We start from the raw sequence: 20,328 nt of genomic DNA, 5'->3' as shown, positions 1-20,328 counted from the left end.
TGGCAAATTTGTCACTGGGTGGGATTTTTTCGTTTTGCGAGACGGCGACGCGGGCCGCTGTTGCGTGACGCGCAACTGAGTTGTGACAGGGGTTACGCTATGTTTCTGCAGCGCAATTCCCACGTAGAATTCTTGCTGGCCGCCGCGATGCCGCGAGGCCATCTCCCCGCGTCCAAGATGTACGTCGATCTCCTCACCCTTTACTTCATCATCATCGGAACGCTGCTCGCCAGTGCTGGCCTGACGTTCTGGGAGCATCGGACTCACCCCAATCGCAGCGGATCCTTGCGTATCCTCGCGGCGGGTTTTGCCACGCTTGCGCTGGGATGCCTGGTTGCACTGTTCCGCGGCAAGCTGCCCAGTCCGCTGGGATCGGCCGTTGCCAACCTCATCGTGCTCAGCGGCTATCTCCTGATCATGAACGGCGCGGCATCGTTGAGCGGCAGGCGTTACCGCGCTGCTTCCATCGGGTTGTTGATCGTGATGGCCTTGATCTGGCTGGTGGCCGGCGATCAGCGCGAGGACCTGGTCTGGAAGTACGTCAGCGCGTTTCCCATTGCGCTGGTCAGCGGAATGACCGCCTGGGAACTGATGCGCTGCCAGCCGCTGAAGTTGCTGACACCGCTACGCATCGCCACTGCGGCGGCCAGCCTGCATGCGCTCGTCTACGCCGCCCGCGCCTTCATCCTGCCGTGGTGGGTGGCCGAGCACGGCCCCGGGATACATCTAGCCGCCAGCACGCTGACCATGTATGAAGGCGTGCTGTATTCGATCGTGCTGCCGATGACGCTGCTCAAGCTGATTCGCGAGGAAACGCACGGAGAGTTGCTGCGGGAGTCGCAGACGGATTACCTGACCCGCCTGGGCAACCGCCGCTGGTTTTTCGAACAGGGCGCCCGCATTATCGACAGCGGGGCCGGGCGTGGTCCCATTGCCGTGCTGGCCTTCGACCTGGACCAGTTCAAGGCCATCAACGACAGGCATGGCCACCATGCCGGCGACCAGGTGCTGAAGTTCTTTGCGGATTCCGCGCGCAGCGTGTTGGGCGCGGACGCGTTGCTCGCCCGCCTCGGGGGTGAAGAGTTCGCTGCGCTGTTGTCAGGGCCCGACGCGCGGCGCGCCACCGTGCTGGGCGCCGCCGTGGCTCAACACTTTGCCGTGACGGTCTCGGGCCGGGACGACAGCCTGGGCATACCGGCCACGGTCAGCGTCGGGCTGGCGCAATTCGAAGACAGGGTTCCGCCCCTGGCCGATGCGCTGGCCGCCGCCGACCGGGCCTTGTACCAGGCCAAGGCGCTAGGCGGGAACCGGGTGGAGCTGGCTCGCGCTGCCGCGAGCGCGGTGAGCGCCTGACTGCAAGCCGCGCGGCTCAGGTCCGCCGCCGCGAGCGCGGGCTGGGTGCCACGCCCATGCGCGGATCGCGCGCCAGTGCAAGCTGCGCCATCCGCGTGGCTATCGTCTCGAAGTCCTCGTCGGTCTGGGGCAGGTATAGCCATTTTCCCAGCACCGGATGCGGCTGCAGGGCCGGGAACTCCCCCATCAGCGCCGCCTGGCGTTCTCGGGATGTGCAGATCAGCAGCCCGCTCCATGGATCCTCCCGGTCGGCCGCCACCAGATACAGCAGGCCGTCCAGGTACGCCGCATCGCAGCCGAACATTTTGCGGCGCAGGTAGGCGCTATCGCGCTCCAGCGGCTCAAGGATCCAGAGCAGCGAATTGAGTCGGACGGCCCGTTGCTTCGGGGGCGGGGCGAATGGGTCTGGGCGATTGCGCATGGAAATGACGCCAGGCTGGATGGACTGTGGCGGAATTCGAGGATACTGCTAATAACGGTGTCGGATTACGGTTTGCTTGCCGAAGAGATATTTTGCGTGCACCGGCGTCGAAGGCGGAACCGCCACGACGAGCCAACAGTTGCCCGGCTATCACCGGCCGCAGACCGCTGCGCTGCCTATAATGGCCCCGATCCCCGTTTCGACGGCAGTCTTGCCGTGCTTCATGTCCTCTTTGCCTTTACGCGTGCTGTCCGTCATCCCGCCGATGACGCAGCTCAATACCCCCTATCCGTCCACCGCCTACCTGACCGGTTTTCTGCGGTCGCGCGAGGTCACTTCGTTTCAGGAAGACCTGGCGCTGGCCCTGGTACTGCGTCTGTTGTCGGCCGACGGCTTGCGCGCCGTGGCGCAGCGCGTGGCCGCATTGCCGGCCAACAAGCGCACGCCCGCCGTGCAGGCCTTTGCGGAACAGGAGGCGCGCTACCTGGCGACCATAGACCCCGTGATCGCCTTTCTGCAAGGCCGGGACTCCACGCTGGCGCACCGCATCGTCGGGCGTAATTTCCTGCCCGAAGGACCGCGTTTCAGCTCGCTGGACGTCTATCTGGACGAGGAGGGCGGCGATCCGCTGGGCTGGGCGTTCGGAGCCCTGGGCCTGCACGACCGGGCCAAGCACCTGGCGACCCTGTATTTGAACGATTTGGCCGACGTGCTGCGGGACGCCGTGGATTCGCGGTTCGAGTTCGTGCGCTATGCCGAGTCGCTGGCTGGCAGCCAACCCACGTTCGACCCGCTGGCGCAGGCGCTGGCGGCGCCGCCGACGCTGGTGGACGACGTGCTGCGCAACCTGACCTCGGAAGCGCTGGCGCGCCATGCGCCCACGGTGGTCCTGCTGTCCGTGCCGTTCCCCGGCGCGGTTTACGCGGCCTTCCGCATCGCGCAGACCATCAAGGCGCACGATCCCGGAATCGTCACCGTGCTGGGCGGGGGCTTTGTCAACACCGAACTGCGCGAACTGAAAGACCCGCGCGTCTTCGACTACTTCGACTATGTCACGCTGGACGCGGGCGAACGTCCCTTGCTGTCGCTGCTCGAACACGTGCAGGGCAAGCGCTCGCGCCAACGCCTGGTGCGCACGTTCCTGCGCGATGCGGACACGGGCGCGGTGCGCTACGTGAATATGGTGGAGCCCGACATCGCCTTCGCGGAAGTGGGCACGCCGACCTGGGATGGCCTGCCGCTGGACCGCTATCTGTCGCTGCTGGACATGCTGAATCCCATGAACCGGCTCTGGAGCGACGGGCGCTGGAACAAGCTGACCGTGGCGCATGGCTGCTATTGGAAGAAATGCAGCTTCTGCGACGTCAGCCTGGACTACATTGGCCGCTACGAGGGCGCGTCCGCTGCCGTGCTGGCCGACCGCATCGAGGCCATCGTGCGCGAAACCGGCCAGACCGGATTCCACTTCGTCGACGAGGCCGCGCCGCCCAAATCGCTCAAGGCCTTGGCGACCGAGCTGATCGCACGCAATACCGGCATCTCCTGGTGGGGCAATATCCGGTTTGAAAAGACCTTCAGCCCCGAGCTCTGTGAACTGCTGGCAGACAGCGGTTGCATTGCCGTATCCGGCGGCCTGGAGGTCGCATCGGACCGTCTGCTGAATCTGATGAAGAAGGGCGTGTCGGTGGACCAGGTGGCTCGCGTCACGCGAGCCTTCACGGACGCCGGCATCCTGGTGCACGCCTACCTGATGTATGGCTTCCCCACGCAGACGGTGCAGGACACCGTGGACGCGCTGGAGTACGTGCGCCAGTTGTTCGCTAATGACTGCATCCAGAGCGGCTTCTTTCACCGCTTCGCCTGTACGGTGCATTCGCCCGTGGGACAGAACCCGGAAGAATACGGTGTGACCCTGCGTCCCTTGCCCCCGATTACCTTCGCCAAGAACGACGTCGGCTTCGATGACCCCACCGGGGTGGACCATGACGCGCTCGGCCGCGCGCTGAAAAAGGCCATCTACAACTTCATGCACGGCATCGGGCTGGACGAGGACGTGCGCACGTGGTTCCCGTTCAAGGTGCCGAAGACCACCGTGGCAAAGAACCGGATCAGCCGGGCGTTGAGCCAGCGAGGGTAGGGCGGCCGCCCGGCGACCGCGGTCCCGTCAGCGCAGCAGCACGTCCTCGTAGAACGCGCCCAGGGGCCGCCGCGCGTCGCGCACCTGGATCTCCAGTACCCAGATGCCGTCGGCGGGCACGAAGTCGGCCTGGGCGAGCACATGCCTGCCATACAGCGCATGGGGAAAATCCGAGACCCGGTGACCGGGAATTTCCCGCACCAGTTCGCATCCATGCTCGCGGGCATACTCGGTGGCGCGGTCGTACAGGGCCGTGCCGGTCAAGCCTTCCAGCCATGCCTGGCGGGTGCGCTTGAAAACGCCGCGGGCGGCCTCGGCGCAACGGCGGCGGTCTTCGTCGGCGCCGAGTACGAAGGTGTCGCCATAATCGCCCTCGTAGCCGTCCCAAACCGGGCCTATGTCCAGCACGAAGAGGTCTTGCTCTTGCAGCTTGCGGTCATAGTCGGTGCGCTGGATCGGAGGGGACTGGGTGTCCGGGCCGAAGCGCACGTAGGTCGGATGCCAATTGTGGGATGCGCCCATCCGGCGCAGGTGCTCGTCCGCGACTGCGATGGCCTCGCGCGTTGTCATGCCCGGACGTATCAGCCCGGCGATTTCCTCTACCGCCCTCATGGAGCGCTGCCGCGCGTCCAGGATGCCGGCCAGCGTATAGCGCGGGCTGATGCGTTCCCAGGGATGGGCCGGGCGCTGCGGCGCAGCGCCTGCCGGACCGCTGGCCGCGGGGTGGAAGGCTTCGGCCCGATACCGATATGCGGGCAGGCCGGCCGCAAGCAGCCGTTCGCGAGCTGCGCTTACCATCGCCGGGTTGCCGCAGGCGTAGACCAGGCTGCGGGACCAGTCATGCCCGGCTTCGGCGGCCGCATCCTGCACGCGTTTCCTGGCGGACTCGCCGGCAGATAGCACGGCATGCCACTGGAAGCCGTCGCCCTTGCCCTGCAAGGCGTCCAGCATCTGGCTGGCGTAGTGGTCGTCCGGCGTCCGGCCGCCCCAGTAAAGCGTTACCGTTTTCAGCGCTCGGCTGTGCAGCGCGGCCATGAGTATGGGCGCCACGCCCGCGTAGCCGGTGCCAGTGGCCAGCAGCACCAGGTGATCGGTGTCCTGCAGTTCATCCCCGCGCCAGGTGCAATCTCCCCGGGCGGCATCCAAAGTCAACGGGTCGCCGGACTGGAGCGCGGGCAAGATGCCGCTAGTGAAGGCGCCGCCCGGCATGTGGCGGATGTGGAATTCCAGCCGTGCGGGGCCTGCGGCCGCGGGTGCGTTCGCAATCGAGAAGTTGCGGCGGGCGCCGCCTTCCAGAATCAGCTGGGCATGCTGGCCGGGCAGATAGTCGTAGTCTTCCCCGTCCTGCAGTTCGACGATGAGCTGGGTAACGTCAGGCGCCAGTGGCAAGCGCGACACGACGTTGGCTCGGCGCGGAGGCCGGGCTTGCGCCGGAGCGCGCCAATGGGGAAACCGCAGCGTCAGGTCGCTGGCCGCGCGGCACTGGCACATCAGCAATTCGTCGGCGGCCGCCTGATAACTGCCGTCCGTCGGCGGTGCGATGCGCTCGAAGCAGCCCTCGACGACCTTGGCGCGGCAGGAGCCGCAGGCTCCGCGCTGACAGGAAAACGGCACCGGTATGCCCTGGGCCAGCGCCGCCTCGAGGATCGAGGTGGTGCCATCGGTCACAAAGGGACCGGTATCCAGGGTAATGGTGTGGCGGGGCGCGGGCCGGGTGGTATCCATATCGAGTTCCAGGAGGAAGCCCCGGTGGGGCACAGGGAGTCAATCTACCGATAGAATGGCTATGTGAAATAGAGCCATTTCTGTCAATATGAGCAAGCCACTTTCCGCGAAAAACGCCAGCCCCAGGCGCCAGGAAGCCAGCCTGGACCTGCCCATGGATGCGCCGCGGCGCGGGGAATCCAAGCAGGCCTGGGTCTATCGCGAGATCCGCGAACGCATCCTGAAGGGGGCGCTGCCGTCTGGCGCGCGCCTGCCGTCCACGCGGAGCCTGGCGGAAAGCTGGCACATTGCGCGCTCCACGGTCGAGGCGGCCTACGACCAACTGCGCAGTGAAGGCTATACCGCGGGTACGGTCGGCTCGGGCACCTATGTGGCCGCGGTGATCCCGGACAATTTCTTTCGCGCCGGGCTGCCAGGGGAGGACGCCGGGGCATCCGAGGCTGGCGCGCCACGACCCGCGCCGACAACCCATCCGTCGCCGCCTATGCCGCCCATGCCGCATCTTGCCGCGATCTTCACGGCCACGCCGCAGAATTCCCTGTTTTTCTCCCGCAGTGCCGACGCAGCGCTCTTTCCCATGGAGCGCTGGCGCAAAGGGTTGCTCGCCAGCGCCCGAAGCGTCACGCCTGCCCAGCTTGCCAATGATGAACCCCAAGGCTGGCGCCCTTTGCGCGAGCAGATTGCCCGCTACCTGGGCGCGGCGCGTGGCATCAGTTGCGACCCGGACCAGGTCATCGTCTTGAGCGGCATCCGGGACGGCCTGGATCTCTGCGGCCACCTCTTGCTTCAGCCTCAGGACAGGGTGCTGATCGAGGACCCGGGCTACCTCAACGCCGAGCCGATCTTCGGCCACTACACCCGGCATATCGTTCCGCTGGCCATCGACGCCGAAGGCTTTCCCGTGGCGCAGGCCAGGCGCCAGCGCGATGTGAAACTCGTCCATGTCACTCCTGCACATCAGTCACCCACTGGCGCCACCATGTCGGTGTCGCGCCGCCTGGAATTGCTGGACTGGGCCGCGCAGGCCGGTTGCTGGATCGTCGAAGACGACTACGACAGCGAGTTCAGCTATGACGGCGCGCCGTTGGCTGCCTTGAAAAGCCTGGACAGCGCCGATCGCGTCATACACTGCGGCAGCTTCAACAAGACCTTGTTCAACGCCTTGCGTATCGGTTACGCGGTGGTGCCCAAGGAATTGGCGCCGGCGTTCGTGCGGGCGCGCCGTCGGGCAGGGCGTTCGCCCAGCATCATCGAACAGATGACGCTGGCGGCTTTTCTGCGGGATGGCAGCTTCGCGCGCCATGTGCGCAAGGCGCGTGGCGTGTACGCGCGGCGGCGCGACGCTGCGCTGCGCGCGTTGCGGCAGGCGGTAGGCGCCGAAGAGTTGCGCGTCGGCGGCGAGCACGCGGGTTTTCATCTGCTGTGGTGGTTGCCGCCCGGCTGGGACGTGGCCCAGGCCGTGGCGGCGGCTCGCGGCGCGGGCGTCGGCATGCAGCCGGTCGCGGAGTTTTGCCGCAAGGTGGACTTGCCCCCGGGCGTCGTGGTGGGCTTTAGCGCGGTAGACGAAACGGCCTTGCTGAAGCTGGGACCGCTGTTGCGGCAAGCGGCGCCGGGAGCGGACCCGCCGCAGGATCCGGCCTTGCTGCGCCGCTTGCTGCGTGTCAAGGACCGCATGGACGCGGCGTCGCAGGAAGCCTGGCCGGTGGAGCGATTGGCCGAGGTCAGCGGCATCTCCAAGGCCCATTTCGCCCACTCCTTCAAACGGGCCTTCGGTCTTCCGCCTCACCGCTATCTGCTGACGCGGCGCATCGAACAAAGCGTGGCCCTGCTGCGGGACACGGAGCGGAGCGTCACCGAAATCGCCTATGCCACGGGCTGGGAAAGCCTGGGCACCTACAGTCGCGTCTTTCGCGACATTACCGGACTCAGCCCTAGCGCCATGCGCGCGCGGGCCCGCGCCGACATGCAGGCGCTGGACCGCGTGCCCGCCTGCGTCGTGAAGGCCGCACAGCGCCCCGATCTCAAAATCGCCGTTTTGGAGAAGCGCCGCCGCGAGGCCGACGGTAAATTGCCCCCATCAACCAAGGAGGTCTTATGAACCAAGGCATCAGTGTGGCGGGCGTGTACGTGGAGGATCAGGACGAGGCGCTGGCATTCTACGTGGACAAGCTCGGATTTCGTGTCCATACGGACGTGCGCAACGGGCCGTATCGGTGGCTGACGGTGCAGCATCCGGATCAGCCCTCGTTCCAGCTGGGTTTGTTTGCGCCCGGGCCGCCCGTCCATGACGAGGCCACTGCGCAAACGCTGCGCGCCATGGTAGCCAAGGGGGCCATGCCGCCCCTGGTCCTGCACGTGGCGGACTGCCGCGAAAGCTATGCTCGGCTGCGGGCCCAGGGTGTTGAATTCACGCAGGAACCCATCGAGCGTTACGGCAGCGTGGACGCCGGTTTTCGCGACCCCGCGGGCAATGGCTGGAAGATGATCCAGGCGCCGCGTAGCGGCGCATGAGGTCCGGCCCCGGGCGAGGGCGGCGCGGTCAGTAGGCGATCCGCACCGAAGCCGCGCTGCGCTCGGCCCCCGCGCGCGTGACGGCTTCAATGTTGTTGCCATCCGGGTCGAGCACAAAGGCGGCGTAGTACCCAGCATGGTAGGCGGCGCGCTCGCCCGGCGGGCCGTTGTCCCGGCCGCCGTGCGCCATTGCTGCTTCGTAGAAGGCGTTCACCATCGCCTGGTCTTCCGCCTGGAACGCCAGGTGCACGCGGCCGGTCAGCGCGCCTTGTACCTCGGCGCTGCCGGGCGCAGAGATAAACAGCTCATCCGCCCAGAAATTCTTGTCGTCGGATCCGCCGATGGGGATCTTCAAGGCGTTGAACACCGCGGTGTAGAAGGCCTTGCTGGCCGGCAGGTCGCGCACGACCAGCCCGATGTGATCGATCAACCGGCCTTTGTGTCGTTCTTTCTGCGCCATGCATCGCTCCTGGTAATCAACAAGGGGCCAAGTTCGGAAGGCCAGGCCATCGGCGTGGCGCCCCGCTCAATCCTGTCCCGCCATGGCCCGCATGGGTTGACAGGTCAGTTCCTTCTCTTCTTCCCCAAAATCCGCCATGGCCGTGCGCGCCTTCGTGTAGGCGCGCAGATACTCCGCATCGAACACCAGGGACGACACACCTGACTCGCGTGTGGCTGATTGCTGCCGTTTCTTCAGGATGTCCAGCAGCTCGGGGGTGAGCACCCCGCAATATTCCATGATTGCGTGAATCTGGGCCAAGGAGGTGGCCCGCTCGAGGTTCGCTTGCGCCGAAGCCGTTGCGGCTCCCAGCGACAGGAAGGCGGCCGCCGCCAAGGCGACGGGTTTGAGCAGAGGGTGAGGCATTCCGGGGGTATTCCGATCCTGTTGCAATAGACCGCATTTAACACGATCTTCCCCTTGACCATCACGTCGATGGCCAAGGAAGCATGGCGGTGGGTCTACAATGCCTCCCGCTCCATTCGGGGGCTCCGGCTGTCTATGCGTGTAGTGTCGATAAAGGTCTACCCATGCGTCTGAACCAGTGCCAGAACTTCCACGACTTTCGCCGCATGGCTCGCCAGCGGTTGCCCGGCCCCATCTTCAACTACATCGACGGCGCGGCCGACGATGAAACCACCTACCGCCGCAATACGGCGGCCTTCGAATCCTGCGACCTCCTGCCCGACGTATTGCGCGGCGTGGCAGAGGTGGACATGTCCGTCACCGTCATGGGGCAGAAGCTGGCGCTGCCGGTCTATTGCTCGCCGACCGCCTTGCAGCGTTTGTTCCATCACGACGGTGAGCGCGCCGTTGCGGCCGCCGCGGGCAAGTTCGGCACCATGTTCGGGGTGTCGTCGCTGGGCACCGTCAGCCTGGAAGAGGCCCGCCAGATCAGCGGCGGCCCCCAGGTCTACCAGTTCTACTTCCACAAGGACCGGGGCCTGAACCGCGAGATGATGGCGCGCGCCAAAGCGGCCGGCGTCCAGGTCATGATGCTGACCGTGGACAGCATTACCGGCGGCAACCGCGAACGCGACAAACGCACGGGCTTTGCCATTCCGTTCAGGCTGAACCTGGCCGGCATCGCACAGTTTGCGGCCAAGCCGGCGTGGGCGCTCAACTACCTCACCCACGAACGTTTCCGCCTGCCGCAACTGGACAGCCACGTCGACATGGGCAAAGGCGCGATGTCCATCAGCCGCTACTTCACCGACATGCTGGACCCGGCGATGACCTGGGACGATGTCGCCGACATGGTGCGGCAGTGGGGCGGCCAGTTCTGCCTGAAAGGCGTGATGTCGGTGGAGGACGCCAGACGCGCGGTCGATATCGGCTGCACTGGCATCGTCCTGTCCAATCACGGCGGCCGCCAACTGGACGGCTCGCGCAGCGCCTTCGACCAGTTGGCGGAAATCGTCGATGCGGTGGGCGATCGCATCGATGTGATGATGGACGGCGGCGTGCAGCGCGGCACCCATGTGCTCAAGGCCCTGGCCCTGGGCGCCAAGGCGGTGGGACTCGGCCGCTATTACCTGTTCCCGCTGGCGGCGGCGGGCCGCCCGGGCGTGGAGCGGGCGTTGGAGCTGATGCGGGTAGAGATCGAGCGCGCCATGAAGCTGATGGGATGCCGTTCTGTCGCGGAGCTGCAGCGGCGGCATTTGCGCTTTCGCTGATCGATTCCCAGGCTGAGCTCGGACATATGACCCGCGAATGAGGCAACCGCTATTGCTCCAGTTCGGTCAGGGTTATCGGCATGCGAGGCTTCGGGGCGTGTGGTCAAGATTCTGAATATCGCATAGACGTTTTCATCGCTTATCCCTGCGGGAACTCGTGGGCTTCAATGGCGTGTGCCGCGTGGCAAGTTATCATGCGGTGGTTTTCGTGGATCGACCTCTTTGACGGTCAGAAGGCCATTCAATGAAAAAAAGCATCCCGCTCATATTGCTGTCCTCGATGCTCCTGACGGCTTGCGGTCCCGACAAGATCATCGCCGATCTGCCTTCGCCCGGCGGGAAGTATCACGTCGAAGTCCGCAAATGCCCTCAACGTGGGTCCTTGACCTGGGCGGAGAAGACGCAGGTTTCCGTTCTTGAATCCGGCGTGTCCGAAAAATGCAATGCCTTCATAGCAGCGCTGACCCAGTTCGACTCATATTCGCCCGACGAGCAGCTGCAACTGGAATGGACGTCCGATACGGAACTCAGGGCGTGGCATCCTGCGTTCGACCCAAAGAATGGCCCCAGGGCCAGCACGTTCAAACCGAATGCGCCGGTTCAAGTGATTTTCGCGCCTGAGAAATAAGATATTCCCGTACCGCCCCACCCGTGATGCCGGCGCCGCCAGTTGCCGCGCCGCAGGCCGCCAGGCTGAGACCAAGCATGAATATCGAAGACATCAAAGGCCGGTTGGCTTTTCTTCAGGAAGCCGAAAAACTCAAAAGCGTGCTGCGTAGCGGGTTCACGTCTACCGGCCGTCCCGAAAGCACGGCCGAGCATAGCTGGCGCCTGTGCCTGATGGCGATGGCTTTTGAAGACGAACTGGCCGGCCTGGACATGCTCAAGGTCTTGAAGCTATGTGTGATCCATGACCTGGGCGAGGCGATTCACGGCGACGTTCCTGCCATCGAAAAACACCGTCATCCGGACAAGAGCGAGCAGGAAAAGTCCGACCTGCTGCACCTGACCCTCTCGCTGGATGAGAAACAGCGGGCGGGCATCCTGGCGCTTTGGCAGGAATACGAGGACGCCGCAACGCCGGAGGCCAAAGCCGTCAAGGCCCTGGACAAACTCGAAACCATCCTCCAGCACACGCAGGGCTTGAATCCGCCGGATTTTGATTACGGCTTCAACCTGACCTACGGCCAAAAGCACACCGATACGGATCCCTTGTTTGCCTTGATGCGCACTATCCTGGACGAGAAGACGCGCGCCCGGATCAATCCGCAGACCTGAATGGATTTGGCGGTCCAGCGGCGGGGCTAGCGGCGCTCTCGGGTGCGGTCGGACGCCGTTCGTGCGTGCCGAACCAGACGCCGGCCAACACCAGAATAAAAGCCCCCGTCAGGCGCCAGCTCAGCGGATACGAGCCAATTAACAGCTCGATCAAGACTGCCGTGATCGGCGCCAGCGCCTGAAACGACATGACCCGGCTCGCCTCCAGGCGGCTCAGCGCCCACAGCAGGCAGAAATAGCCCACCGCGCTGGAAAGCCCGATGAACATCACATTCGCCCATTGAAAGCCCGACAGGCTGGGCAGCAATGGCGCGTTTCGTACGAGGCAGACGCCCGCCAGGAACAGGACCGACACAAGCATCGCCACCACGCTGACATACATGGATGGATAGCGGCGCAGATACGGACGATACAAAAGACTGCAAGCTGCGCCGATAATCGTCGCGCCCAACAACGCGGCCCAAGCCCAGCTGTCCGCGGCGCCGCCCGCCACGGCGGCGGAGGGTTGCAGCAATAGCGCAATACCCGAGACCGCCACGCCCGCGCCGATCAGCCGCGGCCAACTGAACCGTTCCCGTCCCGTGGCAATCGCCAGGCACAGGGTCACCAGCGGCAGCGTGGAAAACACCAGCGCGCAGGTGGCGGCCGGCAGTCGCGCCAGCGCGTAGTTCAACAGCAATATCAGCATCGCGAACTGCAGGATGCCCAGGCCCGCCACCGCACAGAAATCCTTGGCCGTAAACCGTACCGACCAGCGCCGCAGCATGGGCGCGGCAAGCACGGCCGCCCCGATGGCATAGCGCAGGAATGCCAGCGTCTCCGCCGACACGTCGCTCGATACTGCGCGTGTGGAGACCATCGCGGCCCCCACAAGCGCGCCCGTGACGGTGGCGGCGCAGATGGCCTGGGCGCGTTCACTCACCGCAGCCGCGCCTGTCCGCAATATGCATTTCATTCGAGTGCAAGAAGGGCATCGCGTTCCTTACAGATCCCGCGCCCAGACCTGTCCCACCAGATCCTTGCCGAAGCTATGGTGCGGTTCTTCCTCGATCAGCGCAAAACCCGCCTTCTCGTAGATCCGCCGCGCATCTGTCAGCACGCTATTTGTCCACAGGATCATGCGCTTGTAGCCCGCCTGCCGCGCAAAACGCAGGCATTCGTCAACCAGCCGGCGGCCGATGCCCAGGCCGCGCGCGGAACCGTCCACGTACAACAAGCGCAGCTTCGCCGTCGTTTCGTCCTGGCGCACCACGAAGACCGAGCCCACCATCTTCCCGTCCTTCTCCGCGATCCAGCAACGCTCGCTTGCGCGGTCGAATTCCCGGATGAACTTCGCCACGATCTCGGCCACCAACGCCTCGTATTCCGAATTCCAGCCGAACTCTTGCGCATAGACCCTGGCCTGATTTGCCACGACCAAGCCCATGTCGCCCGGGCGCGGATCGCGCAGCACATAGGGCAGGGGCGTGTTGTCGCTAAGGAGGTTCTGGATCTCGTTCATGGCATGGACCAGCTGCGCTTGCGCCGGCTCCGAGAGTTGCTTGAGGATGGCGATGATCTCGTTGCGCGAGGCCTCATTGAGCGGAGCAAATGCCTCGCGGCCTGCGTCGGTCAGTTCCAGCAGGCCCACGCGCGCGTCTGCCGCTGAACGCGTCTTGGCGATCAGGCCGTTTTTTTCGAATCCTGAAATCACCCGGCTGACATACCCGGCGTCCAGGTTCAGTTCGCGGCACAGGTCTGAGATGCTGAGCGCCTGCCGGTGGGCCAGCTCATAAAGAATACGGACTTCCGTCAACGAGAATTTGCTCGCGAGCAGATGCTCGTGCAGCACGCCGATCTGGCGTGTGTAGAAACGGTTGAAATGCCGGACCGCTTCGGCGCGGTCATAGAGCGATTGCCCGGTCATGGAACATCCAATTGCTTGCCTAAAGCATATTATTATTTGCTTCAGGCAAGTATTGGAAGGCTTTTTTTCTGATGCAGGGTGGACAACCCGATAGCTCGGCGCTATTTCACGGGCCGCCGTCGCAATCAGCGTTGCCGGAACTGCTTCCGGTAGGCGGCGGGAGACACGGAAAAGGCAGCCGTAAAGTGCTGGCGTAGCGACACCGTCGAGCCAAACCCTGTCGCCTCGGCCACTCGGTCCACCGACAGAACGCCGGTCTCCAGCAGGCGCTGCGCCGCGGCCAGCCGGTGGTTCAACACCCATTGCGTCGCGGTCGTGCCGGTTTTCAGCTTGAAACGCCGCGTGAAATTGCGGCGGCTCAGCCCGGCTTGGTCGGCCAGGCGGTCCAGCCCCAACGGTTCCTGCAAGTGTTCGATGGCCCATTCCATGGCGACGCTTATCGGATCGCCGCCGTCCTCCCGCGTGAGCGGCCGTTCGATGTACTGCGCCTGCCCGCCATCGCGATGCGGCGCCATCACCATGCGGCGGGCTACCCGGTTCGCCAGCTCCGCGCCATGGTCGCAACGCAGCAGGTGCAGGCAGCAATCGATGGCGGCGGCGGTACCGGCGGACGTCAGGATGTCGCCATCGTCCACATACAGGGCCTTGCGGTCCAGCCGGATCCGCGGGTACTTGCGGGCGAAGTCGTCGCTCCAGACCCAATGCGTGGACGCCGACCGGCCGTCCAGCAGTCCCGCCTCGGCCAGCACAAAAGCGCCCAGGCACAAGCCAATGATCCGCGCGCCGCGCCCATGGGCGGCGCGCAAGGCCTGCAACATGCTTTCAGGGGGACGTTCGTCCGGATCGCGCCAGGCTGGCACGATGACCGTGTCGGCCTCCGCCAGGGCGGAGTAGTCATGCGGCACATGGATATCGAAGCCCGACATTGTGGCGACTGGCCCAGCCTGTTCACCGCAGACCAGCAACCGGTAGCGCGGCACGCCAAGACGGGCCAGGTCGTCGCCGAACACCATGCAGGGCACGGACAGGTGGAAGGAGCTGATGCCTGCGAAGGCGACGACCGCGATGGTGTGCATGGCGAGGGTGGCTGGAGTCTGTATTTGGCCCGATCCTATCATTTATTGGTCTTTGGGCCACTTTCCGGCTTCGGGTGGATGGAGGATGCTTGATGCCGTTCGCCCTCATGCGTGAACAGCCCACGAAATGCCTACAGATCAAGGATCTACGATGAATCATCCGACCATCCGCGCCATCGCCGGCGCCACCGCTCCACAGTCCATCGACCCCGCCAGCACCGCTTTGCTGGTGATCGACTTCCAGAACGAATACTTCAGCGGCAGGCTGCCCATTCCCGACGGGCCCGCGGCCCTGCGCAACGCCGCCAGGCTCGTCGCTTTTGCCGACCAGAATGGAATTCCGGTCTTCCACATCCAGCACGCCACGCCCGCCGGTAGCCCGGTCTTCGCCGAGGGCAGCGCCGGCCTCGATTTCCATCCCGACCTGCGCCCCGCGCCCGGCCATACTGTGCTGCGCAAGTCCACCGTCAGCGTGTTCCCCAGTACCGACATCGACCAGCGCTTGAAAGCCGCCGGCATCCGCACACTGCTCGTCACCGGCCTGATGACCCATGCTTGCGTCGCGGGTGCCGCCCGGGACGCGGTGCCGCTGGGCTATCAGGTCATCGTGGCCGCCGACGCCTGCGCCACTCGCGACCTGGATACCGGCGCGAGCGATTCCTCCGCGCTGCCGCACGCGATACTGCACCGGGCCGCCCTGGCGAGCATCGATGACACCTTCGGCGACATCATGACGACGAAGCAGGTGCTGGAGTTGCCGCTGGCTTGAGGGCGGGCAGGGCCGGCATGCGTTCCGGATAGCCGGGAGAGCCGGCACGAGTTCATGGACATGCCTGGGCGCCGCAGTCGATCACGTGTCGGGCCCGCTCTCCGCCTCGCCAATCCGGAACACCTGGGACAGATCCCAATCTGCCATGCCGCGTTGCACGGCGTCCTGCAGCAGGCGGCGCACTTCTGGCAGCACGCGTTGGACCGTCGCGCTCGCTTCTGCGAGCTCGGCGATCGCGTCGAGATCCTTGAGCATGACGCGCACCGTGCCGGTGGCATGCTCGGGCGGCGTCACCATGCGCGGCCACAGCGTTTGCAGCAGCACGGAATCGGCCCAGCCGCCTTGCAAGGCCGAGGGCAGGGCGGCGGTGTGGATTCCACTGCGCTTGGCCAGCACGAAGGCTTCGGCCAAGCCGGCGAGCGTCGTCGCGACGATGGCCTGGTTGGCCAGTTTGGTGGTCTGGCCCGCGCCCACATCGCCCATGCGCGTGACGCGCGAGGCGAACGCGCGCAGCACGGGCGTCACGGATTCGATCGCATCCGCCGGTCCACCCGCCATGATGGCCAGCTTGCCGGTGGCCGCGCCGTCCGTGCCGCCCGAGACGGGAGCATCGATCCATACCCCGCCGGTTGCTGCCGTCCAGCGGCGGGCCAGGTCGCGCGTGAGCGCGGGCGACAAGGTCGAATGGTCGACGAGACAAGGGGGCGGCGTGGCGGAACGAGCAAGTCCGTGTTCGCCGAACACGACCTCCTCTACGGCTTGGCCGTCGCCCAGGCAAAGCAGGACGATTTCCACGTCCTCGCCCAGCGCCTGCGGCGTGGTCCGGGCCTGCGCCCCGGCAGCGGCAAGGGGGCCAAGCTTTGCGCTGGAACGGTTCCAGACCGCGACCTCGTGTCCGGCGGCCAGTAGCCGCCGGGTCATGGGTTCGCCCATGCGGCCGATCCCGCAAAAGCCGATACGCGGCGTCTTCGTCATTGTTGGTTTCCTTGTGCGGGCGTTTCCCCGAGAGGGGGTTCGTAAGGCCAATCCACGGCTCCGGAATGGGTAACGGCGCCCAGCTTGGCCGGACGCACGAGCGCCTCGTATTTCTCGAGCACGCCGCCCAGCCTGCCGCGCGCAAACGGCTGGCTTGCCGCCGCGCGCTGCGCGAGTTCTTCGTCGGAGAGTTCGACGTCGAGACTCCCCTTGAGCGCATCGATGTGTATGCGGTCGCCGTCGCGTAGCAAGCGTATCGGCCCGCCCGCCGCGGCTTCAGGGCCGACATAGCCGATGCACATGCCGCGTGTGGCGCCCGAGAACCGGCCATCGGTGAGCAGCGCGACTTTTTCACCCATGCCTTGTCCGTAGATTGCCGCGGTGACGCTCAGCATTTCACGCATGCCCGGGCCGCCCTTGGGGCCTTCGTTTCGGATTACCAGGACGTCGCCTTCCCGATAGGCGCCGGCGGCAACCACCGCCATGCAGTCTTCTTCAGTCTCGAATACCCGCGCCGTGCCCGAAAACACCAGCTGCTTGAGGCCGGCGGTCTTCAGTGCGGCGCCGTCGGGGGCCAGATTGCCGCGCAGGACCACCAGCCCCGCATTGGGCGAGAGCGGTTCGTCATGCGGCTTGACCACGCGGCCGTCCGGGCCGGGGAAGGCGCGCAGCGCCGCTTCCAGCGTTTCGCCGCTTTGCGTGAGCGTGTCGCCGTGTATATGCCCGCCCGCGAGCAGGGCATTGAGCACCGCTGGCACGCCGCCGACGTGGTGCAGATCCACGGCAAGATAGCGTCCGCCCGGCTGCATGTCGCCGATAAGCGGCGTGCGCGCCAGGACTTCCGAGACGTCATCGAGCGTGAATGTAATACCTGCCTCGTGGGCGATGGCCGGGATGTGCAGCATGGCATTGGTCGACCCGCCGGTGGCGGCGACGGCCGCGCAGGCATTCTCCAGGCTCTTGCGCGTCACCAGGTCGCGCGGCAGCGGCCCGCCATTGCGCAGCGCGCGCATGACGTTTTCACCGGCGCGGCGGGCAATCGCGATCCGTTCGCTGTAGACGGCCGGCACCATCGCCGATCCCAGCGGGGCAAGCCCCAGCACTTCGGCGACCATCGCCATGGTGTTGGCCGTGAACTGTCCCGGGCAGGAGCCGGCGGTCGGCGTGCAGCGCTTTTCAATGCCGCGCAGCGCTTCGGCCGACATGTCGCCCCGCTGCGCCGCGCCGACGGCTTCGATGGCCGTCAGAATCGTGGCCTGCGAGCCGTCCGGGGCCACGCCCGGCAACATGGCGCCGCCGAACAGGAACACGCCGGGGACGTTCACGCGCACCATGCCCATCAGGATGCCGGGCAGGGTCTTGTCGCAACCGGCCACGCCGACGAGCGCATCGTAGCAATGGGCGCGCACGAACAATTCGACGCTGTCGGCAATGGTCTCGCGCGACACCAGCGAGAACCGCATGCCCGAGTGATTCATCGACGTGCCGTCCGAGACCGAGATCGCCGAGCCGCGTATCGGCACCCCGCCGCCGGCCGCGATTCCCAGGCGGACGTTGTCCGATACCTGGTTCAGCGACATGGAACAGGGCGTGTTCTCGCCGAAGGTGTCGACGATGGCGACGAACGGCTTGTCGATGGCCTCGTCATCCAGGCCCGTGGCGCGCAGGAAGGCGCGGTGCGGGGCGCGCGTCACGCCTTCGGTGACCGTGCGGGAGCGGTGTTTGTGCAGATCTTTCATGGAGTATTCCTTATGTCGGTGGGCTCAAGTGTTGAGCAGCAAGCCGTTCTCAATGGCCAGCACCTGACCCGTCATTGCTGGCGCCCGCGCGGCGATGAACCACACCAGTTCCGCGATCTCGGACGGCTGGCACACCCGCTTGAGCGGCGCGTTCTCGCGCATGCCGTCGACCACGCGGGCGTAGGCCTCGTCGCCGAGCACGCGCCGCAACAAGCCGTCGTCGACCATGCCCGGGGCGATGGCATTCACGCGGACACGCGGGGCCAGATTGCGCGCGAGCGACAGCGTCAGCGAATTGACCGCGCCCTTGGAGGCCGCGTAGGCAATCGATGATCCCGTGCCATTGAGGGACGCTAGCGAAGAAATATTGATGACGCAGCCCGACCCCGCGCCTGCCGGACGATCGCGCATCAGGGGCGCCGCGGCGCGCGTCATCTGGAACATGCCGATGAGATTCACGCGATAGACGCGTTCGAATTCGGCGGCGTCGATCGCGTCGAGGTCGTCGTGCGCAATCACGCGCGTCGTGCCCGCGCTGTTCACTACGGCGTCTAGCCGTCCCCACTTCGCCGCGACGGCGTCGACCATGGCGCGGCAGGCAGCATCGTCGCCCACGTCGGCATCCACGATGAGGGTCGGGGCGCCGGCGTCGCCGCACTGTGCGGCCACCGCCTCGGCCGCCGCGCGGGTGCCGTGGTCGAAATTGTTGATGGCCACGGCCCACCCTTCACGCGCGAAGCGCAGGGCCGTGGCGGCCCCGATGCCGCTGGCCGCGCCGGTTACCAGACAGACGGGCACGCTCATGCCTGACCCCGCTTCGTGCGCAGCGACATGGCGATGAGGGCGCCGCCGACCAGCGCGCAGGCCAGCAGGATCATGCCGGGCAGCAGCCGCCCGGTCGTATCCTTGAGAAAGCCGATCACATACGGGCTCACGAAGCCGGCCAGGTTGCCGACCGAGTTGATCAGCGCGATGGCCGCAGCCGCGCCCGCGCCGCTCATCATCGCCGTGGGGATTCCCCAGAAAACCGGCGCGATCGAATTGATACCGATGGCGGCAACGATGAGCGCGGCCATCGACCACCAGAGGTGTTCGGCGAGCAGCACCGATACCAGCATGCCCGCGGCGCCCAGCACACAGCACACGGCGACGTGGATGCGGCGTTCGTTGGTACGGTCCGCATGGCGCGCGATGAGGATCATCGCCACAGCGCTGACCAGCGACGGCACCGCCGACAGCAAGCCGATACTACCCAGGTTGGCGACACCCGCGGCGCGTATCATCGTCGGCAGCCAGAATACGAGGCCATAGTTGCCCATGGCGATACAGAAGTAGAGCAGGCCAAGCAACCAGACTTTGCGGTCGCCGAACACCTGCCGCACGCTATGGCGGGCCCGGGTGCTGTCGTCGGCGGCCAGATCCTGCGCCAGCAGGCGTTTCTCGTCCGCGTTCAACCACTTCACCGTCTCGATCCTGTCTTGCAGCATGAAGAAGGCGGCAATCCCGACCACCAGCGACCCCAGCCCTTCAACCAGGAATAGCCACTGCCAGCCGGAGAGGTCATGCATGCCGCCGAACCGCTCCATGATCCAGCCGGACAGCGGGCCGCCGATGGCGCCAGACACCGGGATCGCCACCATGAACAGGGCGATGATCTGCGAGCGACGGCTCGACGGGAACCAGGTGGACAGGTAGAGCACGATGCCGGGGAAGAAGCCGGCTTCGGCCACCCCCAGCAGGAACCGCAGCAAATAGAACGACAGCGGTCCTTGCGCGAACATGGTCAAGCACGAAATGATCGACCAGGTGACCATGATGCGCGCGATCCAGATGCGCGCGCCCACGCGGTGCAGGATCAGGTTGCTCGGCACCTCGAAGATGAAGTACCCCAGGAAGAAGATGCCGGCCCCCAGGCCGTAGACCGTTTCCGACAGAGACAGGTCGGAGAGCATCTGCAGCTTCGCGAAACTCACATTGACGCGATCGATGTACGCGACGATGAACGACAGGAACAGGAACGGCATGATGCGCCAGGCCAGCTTGCGGTACAGCGCGTCAAGCTGCGCGGGATGCTGCGCGGCCTGAGAGCCGGCATACGCCTGCGCGCCGCCGGAAAGGGACGTACTCATGAGTGTTGTCTCCGTGGGTGTGTGCCATGGGGCACATCGAGTTATTCAGCAGTCTGCGAGTTCGGTTATGCGTGCGGCATCTGCTTGGGAAACGTCGTTGCTCCCGGTTGTTCATCGATGCATCACGAAAAGCT

The 20,328-nt window shown here is 65.6% G+C and carries 19 protein-coding genes; 8 read left to right on the top strand and 11 right to left on the bottom strand.

The genetic code is table 11. The annotated features are described in order from the left end of the window. Positions 1-177 precede the first annotated feature (177 nt). Positions 178-1,353 (top strand): GGDEF domain-containing protein, encoded by a 1,176-nt coding sequence (locus CEY08_RS17970; RefSeq protein ID WP_063960850.1) that lies wholly within the window; start codon positions 178-180, stop codon positions 1,351-1,353. 16 nt (positions 1,354-1,369) lie between these two features. Here the strand turns inward: CEY08_RS17970 and CEY08_RS17965 are convergent, their stop codons facing one another. Continuing rightward, the gene (locus CEY08_RS17965; protein WP_063642494.1) at positions 1,370-1,774 is read right to left on the bottom strand and encodes a hypothetical protein; all 405 of its coding nucleotides are present in this window, start codon (positions 1,772-1,774) and stop codon (positions 1,370-1,372) included. Positions 1,775-1,997: 223 nt separating this feature from the next. Between CEY08_RS17965 and CEY08_RS17960 the strand changes: the two genes are divergently transcribed. Further along, a complete protein-coding gene (locus CEY08_RS17960) occupies positions 1,998-3,911 on the top strand; it encodes a B12-binding domain-containing radical SAM protein (RefSeq protein WP_170946333.1) in 1,914 nt (637 codons plus the stop codon). Positions 3,912-3,938: 27 nt separating this feature from the next. Here CEY08_RS17960 and CEY08_RS17955 read toward each other — a convergent pair whose 3' ends face one another. Then, positions 3,939-5,636, bottom strand: coding sequence for an NAD(P)H dependent flavin oxidoreductase family protein (locus CEY08_RS17955; RefSeq protein WP_076814156.1), 1,698 nt, complete (start codon positions 5,634-5,636; stop codon positions 3,939-3,941). Between the two features lie 88 nt (positions 5,637-5,724). Here CEY08_RS17955 and pdxR point away from each other — a divergent pair, with 88 nt between their 5' ends. Further along, on the top strand, positions 5,725-7,734 hold the full coding sequence (gene pdxR, locus CEY08_RS17950; protein ID WP_076814154.1) for a MocR-like pyridoxine biosynthesis transcription factor PdxR: 2,010 nt from the start codon (positions 5,725-5,727) through the stop codon (positions 7,732-7,734). Continuing rightward, complete coding sequence (locus tag CEY08_RS17945; RefSeq protein WP_076814152.1) at positions 7,731-8,147, top strand: VOC family protein; 417 nt, start codon at positions 7,731-7,733, stop codon at positions 8,145-8,147. Before pdxR ends, CEY08_RS17945 begins: the two co-directional genes overlap by 4 nt. A 28-nt stretch (positions 8,148-8,175) precedes the next feature. Here the strand turns inward: CEY08_RS17945 and CEY08_RS17940 are convergent, their stop codons facing one another. Both CEY08_RS17940 and CEY08_RS17935 read right to left on the bottom strand, forming a co-directional pair. After that, the gene (locus CEY08_RS17940; RefSeq protein ID WP_063642497.1) at positions 8,176-8,607 is read right to left on the bottom strand and encodes a VOC family protein; all 432 of its coding nucleotides are present in this window, start codon (positions 8,605-8,607) and stop codon (positions 8,176-8,178) included. A 66-nt stretch (positions 8,608-8,673) separates the two neighbouring features. Beyond that, positions 8,674-9,012, bottom strand: a complete 339-nt coding sequence (locus CEY08_RS17935) for a hypothetical protein (RefSeq protein WP_042793977.1) — start codon at positions 9,010-9,012, stop codon at positions 8,674-8,676. Between the two features lie 164 nt (positions 9,013-9,176). On the opposite strand from CEY08_RS17935, the gene CEY08_RS17930 reads away from it, so the two are divergent. The 3 genes from CEY08_RS17930 to CEY08_RS17920 all read left to right on the top strand — a co-directional run bounded on the left by CEY08_RS17930 (position 9,177) and on the right by CEY08_RS17920 (position 11,600). Further along, complete coding sequence (locus CEY08_RS17930; protein WP_042793976.1) at positions 9,177-10,322, top strand: alpha-hydroxy acid oxidase; 1,146 nt, start codon at positions 9,177-9,179, stop codon at positions 10,320-10,322. A gap of 244 nt (positions 10,323-10,566) precedes the next feature. Then, the gene (locus tag CEY08_RS17925; protein WP_063642500.1) at positions 10,567-10,950 is read left to right on the top strand and encodes a hypothetical protein; all 384 of its coding nucleotides are present in this window, start codon (positions 10,567-10,569) and stop codon (positions 10,948-10,950) included. Positions 10,951-11,027: 77 nt separating this feature from the next. Beyond that, positions 11,028-11,600 carry an HD domain-containing protein gene (locus CEY08_RS17920; RefSeq protein WP_076814150.1) on the top strand — a complete coding sequence of 191 codons (573 nt, stop codon included), beginning with the start codon at positions 11,028-11,030 and terminating at the stop codon, positions 11,598-11,600. On the opposite strand, the gene CEY08_RS17915 is transcribed toward CEY08_RS17920, so the two are convergent. From CEY08_RS17915 to CEY08_RS17905, 3 genes are all read right to left on the bottom strand, one after another. Next, positions 11,584-12,522 (bottom strand): DMT family transporter, encoded by a 939-nt coding sequence (locus CEY08_RS17915; protein ID WP_232033844.1) that lies wholly within the window; start codon positions 12,520-12,522, stop codon positions 11,584-11,586. The genes CEY08_RS17920 and CEY08_RS17915 overlap by 17 nt on opposite strands. A gap of 60 nt (positions 12,523-12,582) precedes the next feature. Continuing rightward, positions 12,583-13,506 (bottom strand): bifunctional helix-turn-helix transcriptional regulator/GNAT family N-acetyltransferase, encoded by a 924-nt coding sequence (locus tag CEY08_RS17910; protein WP_042793974.1) that lies wholly within the window; start codon positions 13,504-13,506, stop codon positions 12,583-12,585. A gap of 125 nt (positions 13,507-13,631) precedes the next feature. Then, positions 13,632-14,582 carry a GlxA family transcriptional regulator gene (locus CEY08_RS17905; protein ID WP_076814146.1) on the bottom strand — a complete coding sequence of 317 codons (951 nt, stop codon included), beginning with the start codon at positions 14,580-14,582 and terminating at the stop codon, positions 13,632-13,634. 151 nt (positions 14,583-14,733) lie between these two features. Here CEY08_RS17905 and CEY08_RS17900 point away from each other — a divergent pair, with 151 nt between their 5' ends. Continuing rightward, on the top strand, positions 14,734-15,351 hold the full coding sequence (locus tag CEY08_RS17900) for a cysteine hydrolase family protein (RefSeq protein ID WP_076814144.1): 618 nt from the start codon (positions 14,734-14,736) through the stop codon (positions 15,349-15,351). An 81-nt stretch (positions 15,352-15,432) separates the two neighbouring features. Here CEY08_RS17900 and CEY08_RS17895 read toward each other — a convergent pair whose 3' ends face one another. From CEY08_RS17895 to CEY08_RS17880, 4 genes are read right to left on the bottom strand one after another with little or no spacing between them, the layout of a single operon-like run. After that, on the bottom strand, positions 15,433-16,326 hold the full coding sequence (locus CEY08_RS17895) for an NAD(P)-dependent oxidoreductase (protein WP_076814141.1): 894 nt from the start codon (positions 16,324-16,326) through the stop codon (positions 15,433-15,435). After that, positions 16,323-18,065: a dihydroxy-acid dehydratase gene (gene ilvD, locus CEY08_RS17890; RefSeq protein ID WP_076814140.1), complete on the bottom strand. Its 1,743-nt coding sequence runs from the start codon at positions 18,063-18,065 to the stop codon at positions 16,323-16,325. Before ilvD ends, CEY08_RS17895 begins: the two co-directional genes overlap by 4 nt. Positions 18,066-18,089: 24 nt before the next feature. After that, entirely contained in the window at positions 18,090-18,869 is a 780-nt protein-coding gene (locus CEY08_RS17885; protein WP_076814138.1) for an SDR family NAD(P)-dependent oxidoreductase, read from the bottom strand. Continuing rightward, entirely contained in the window at positions 18,866-20,194 is a 1,329-nt protein-coding gene (locus CEY08_RS17880; RefSeq protein WP_063642507.1) for an MFS transporter, read from the bottom strand. The genes CEY08_RS17885 and CEY08_RS17880 overlap by 4 nt, the downstream gene beginning before the upstream one ends. Positions 20,195-20,328: the final 134 nt, after the last annotated feature.

The organism is Achromobacter insolitus, assembly GCF_002209555.1.
GTDB classification, from domain to species: Bacteria; Pseudomonadota; Gammaproteobacteria; order Burkholderiales; family Burkholderiaceae_B; genus Achromobacter; species Achromobacter insolitus.
The sequence above is the reverse complement of the archived record's forward strand: the minus strand, read 5'-3'. Positions and strand labels throughout refer to the sequence as shown.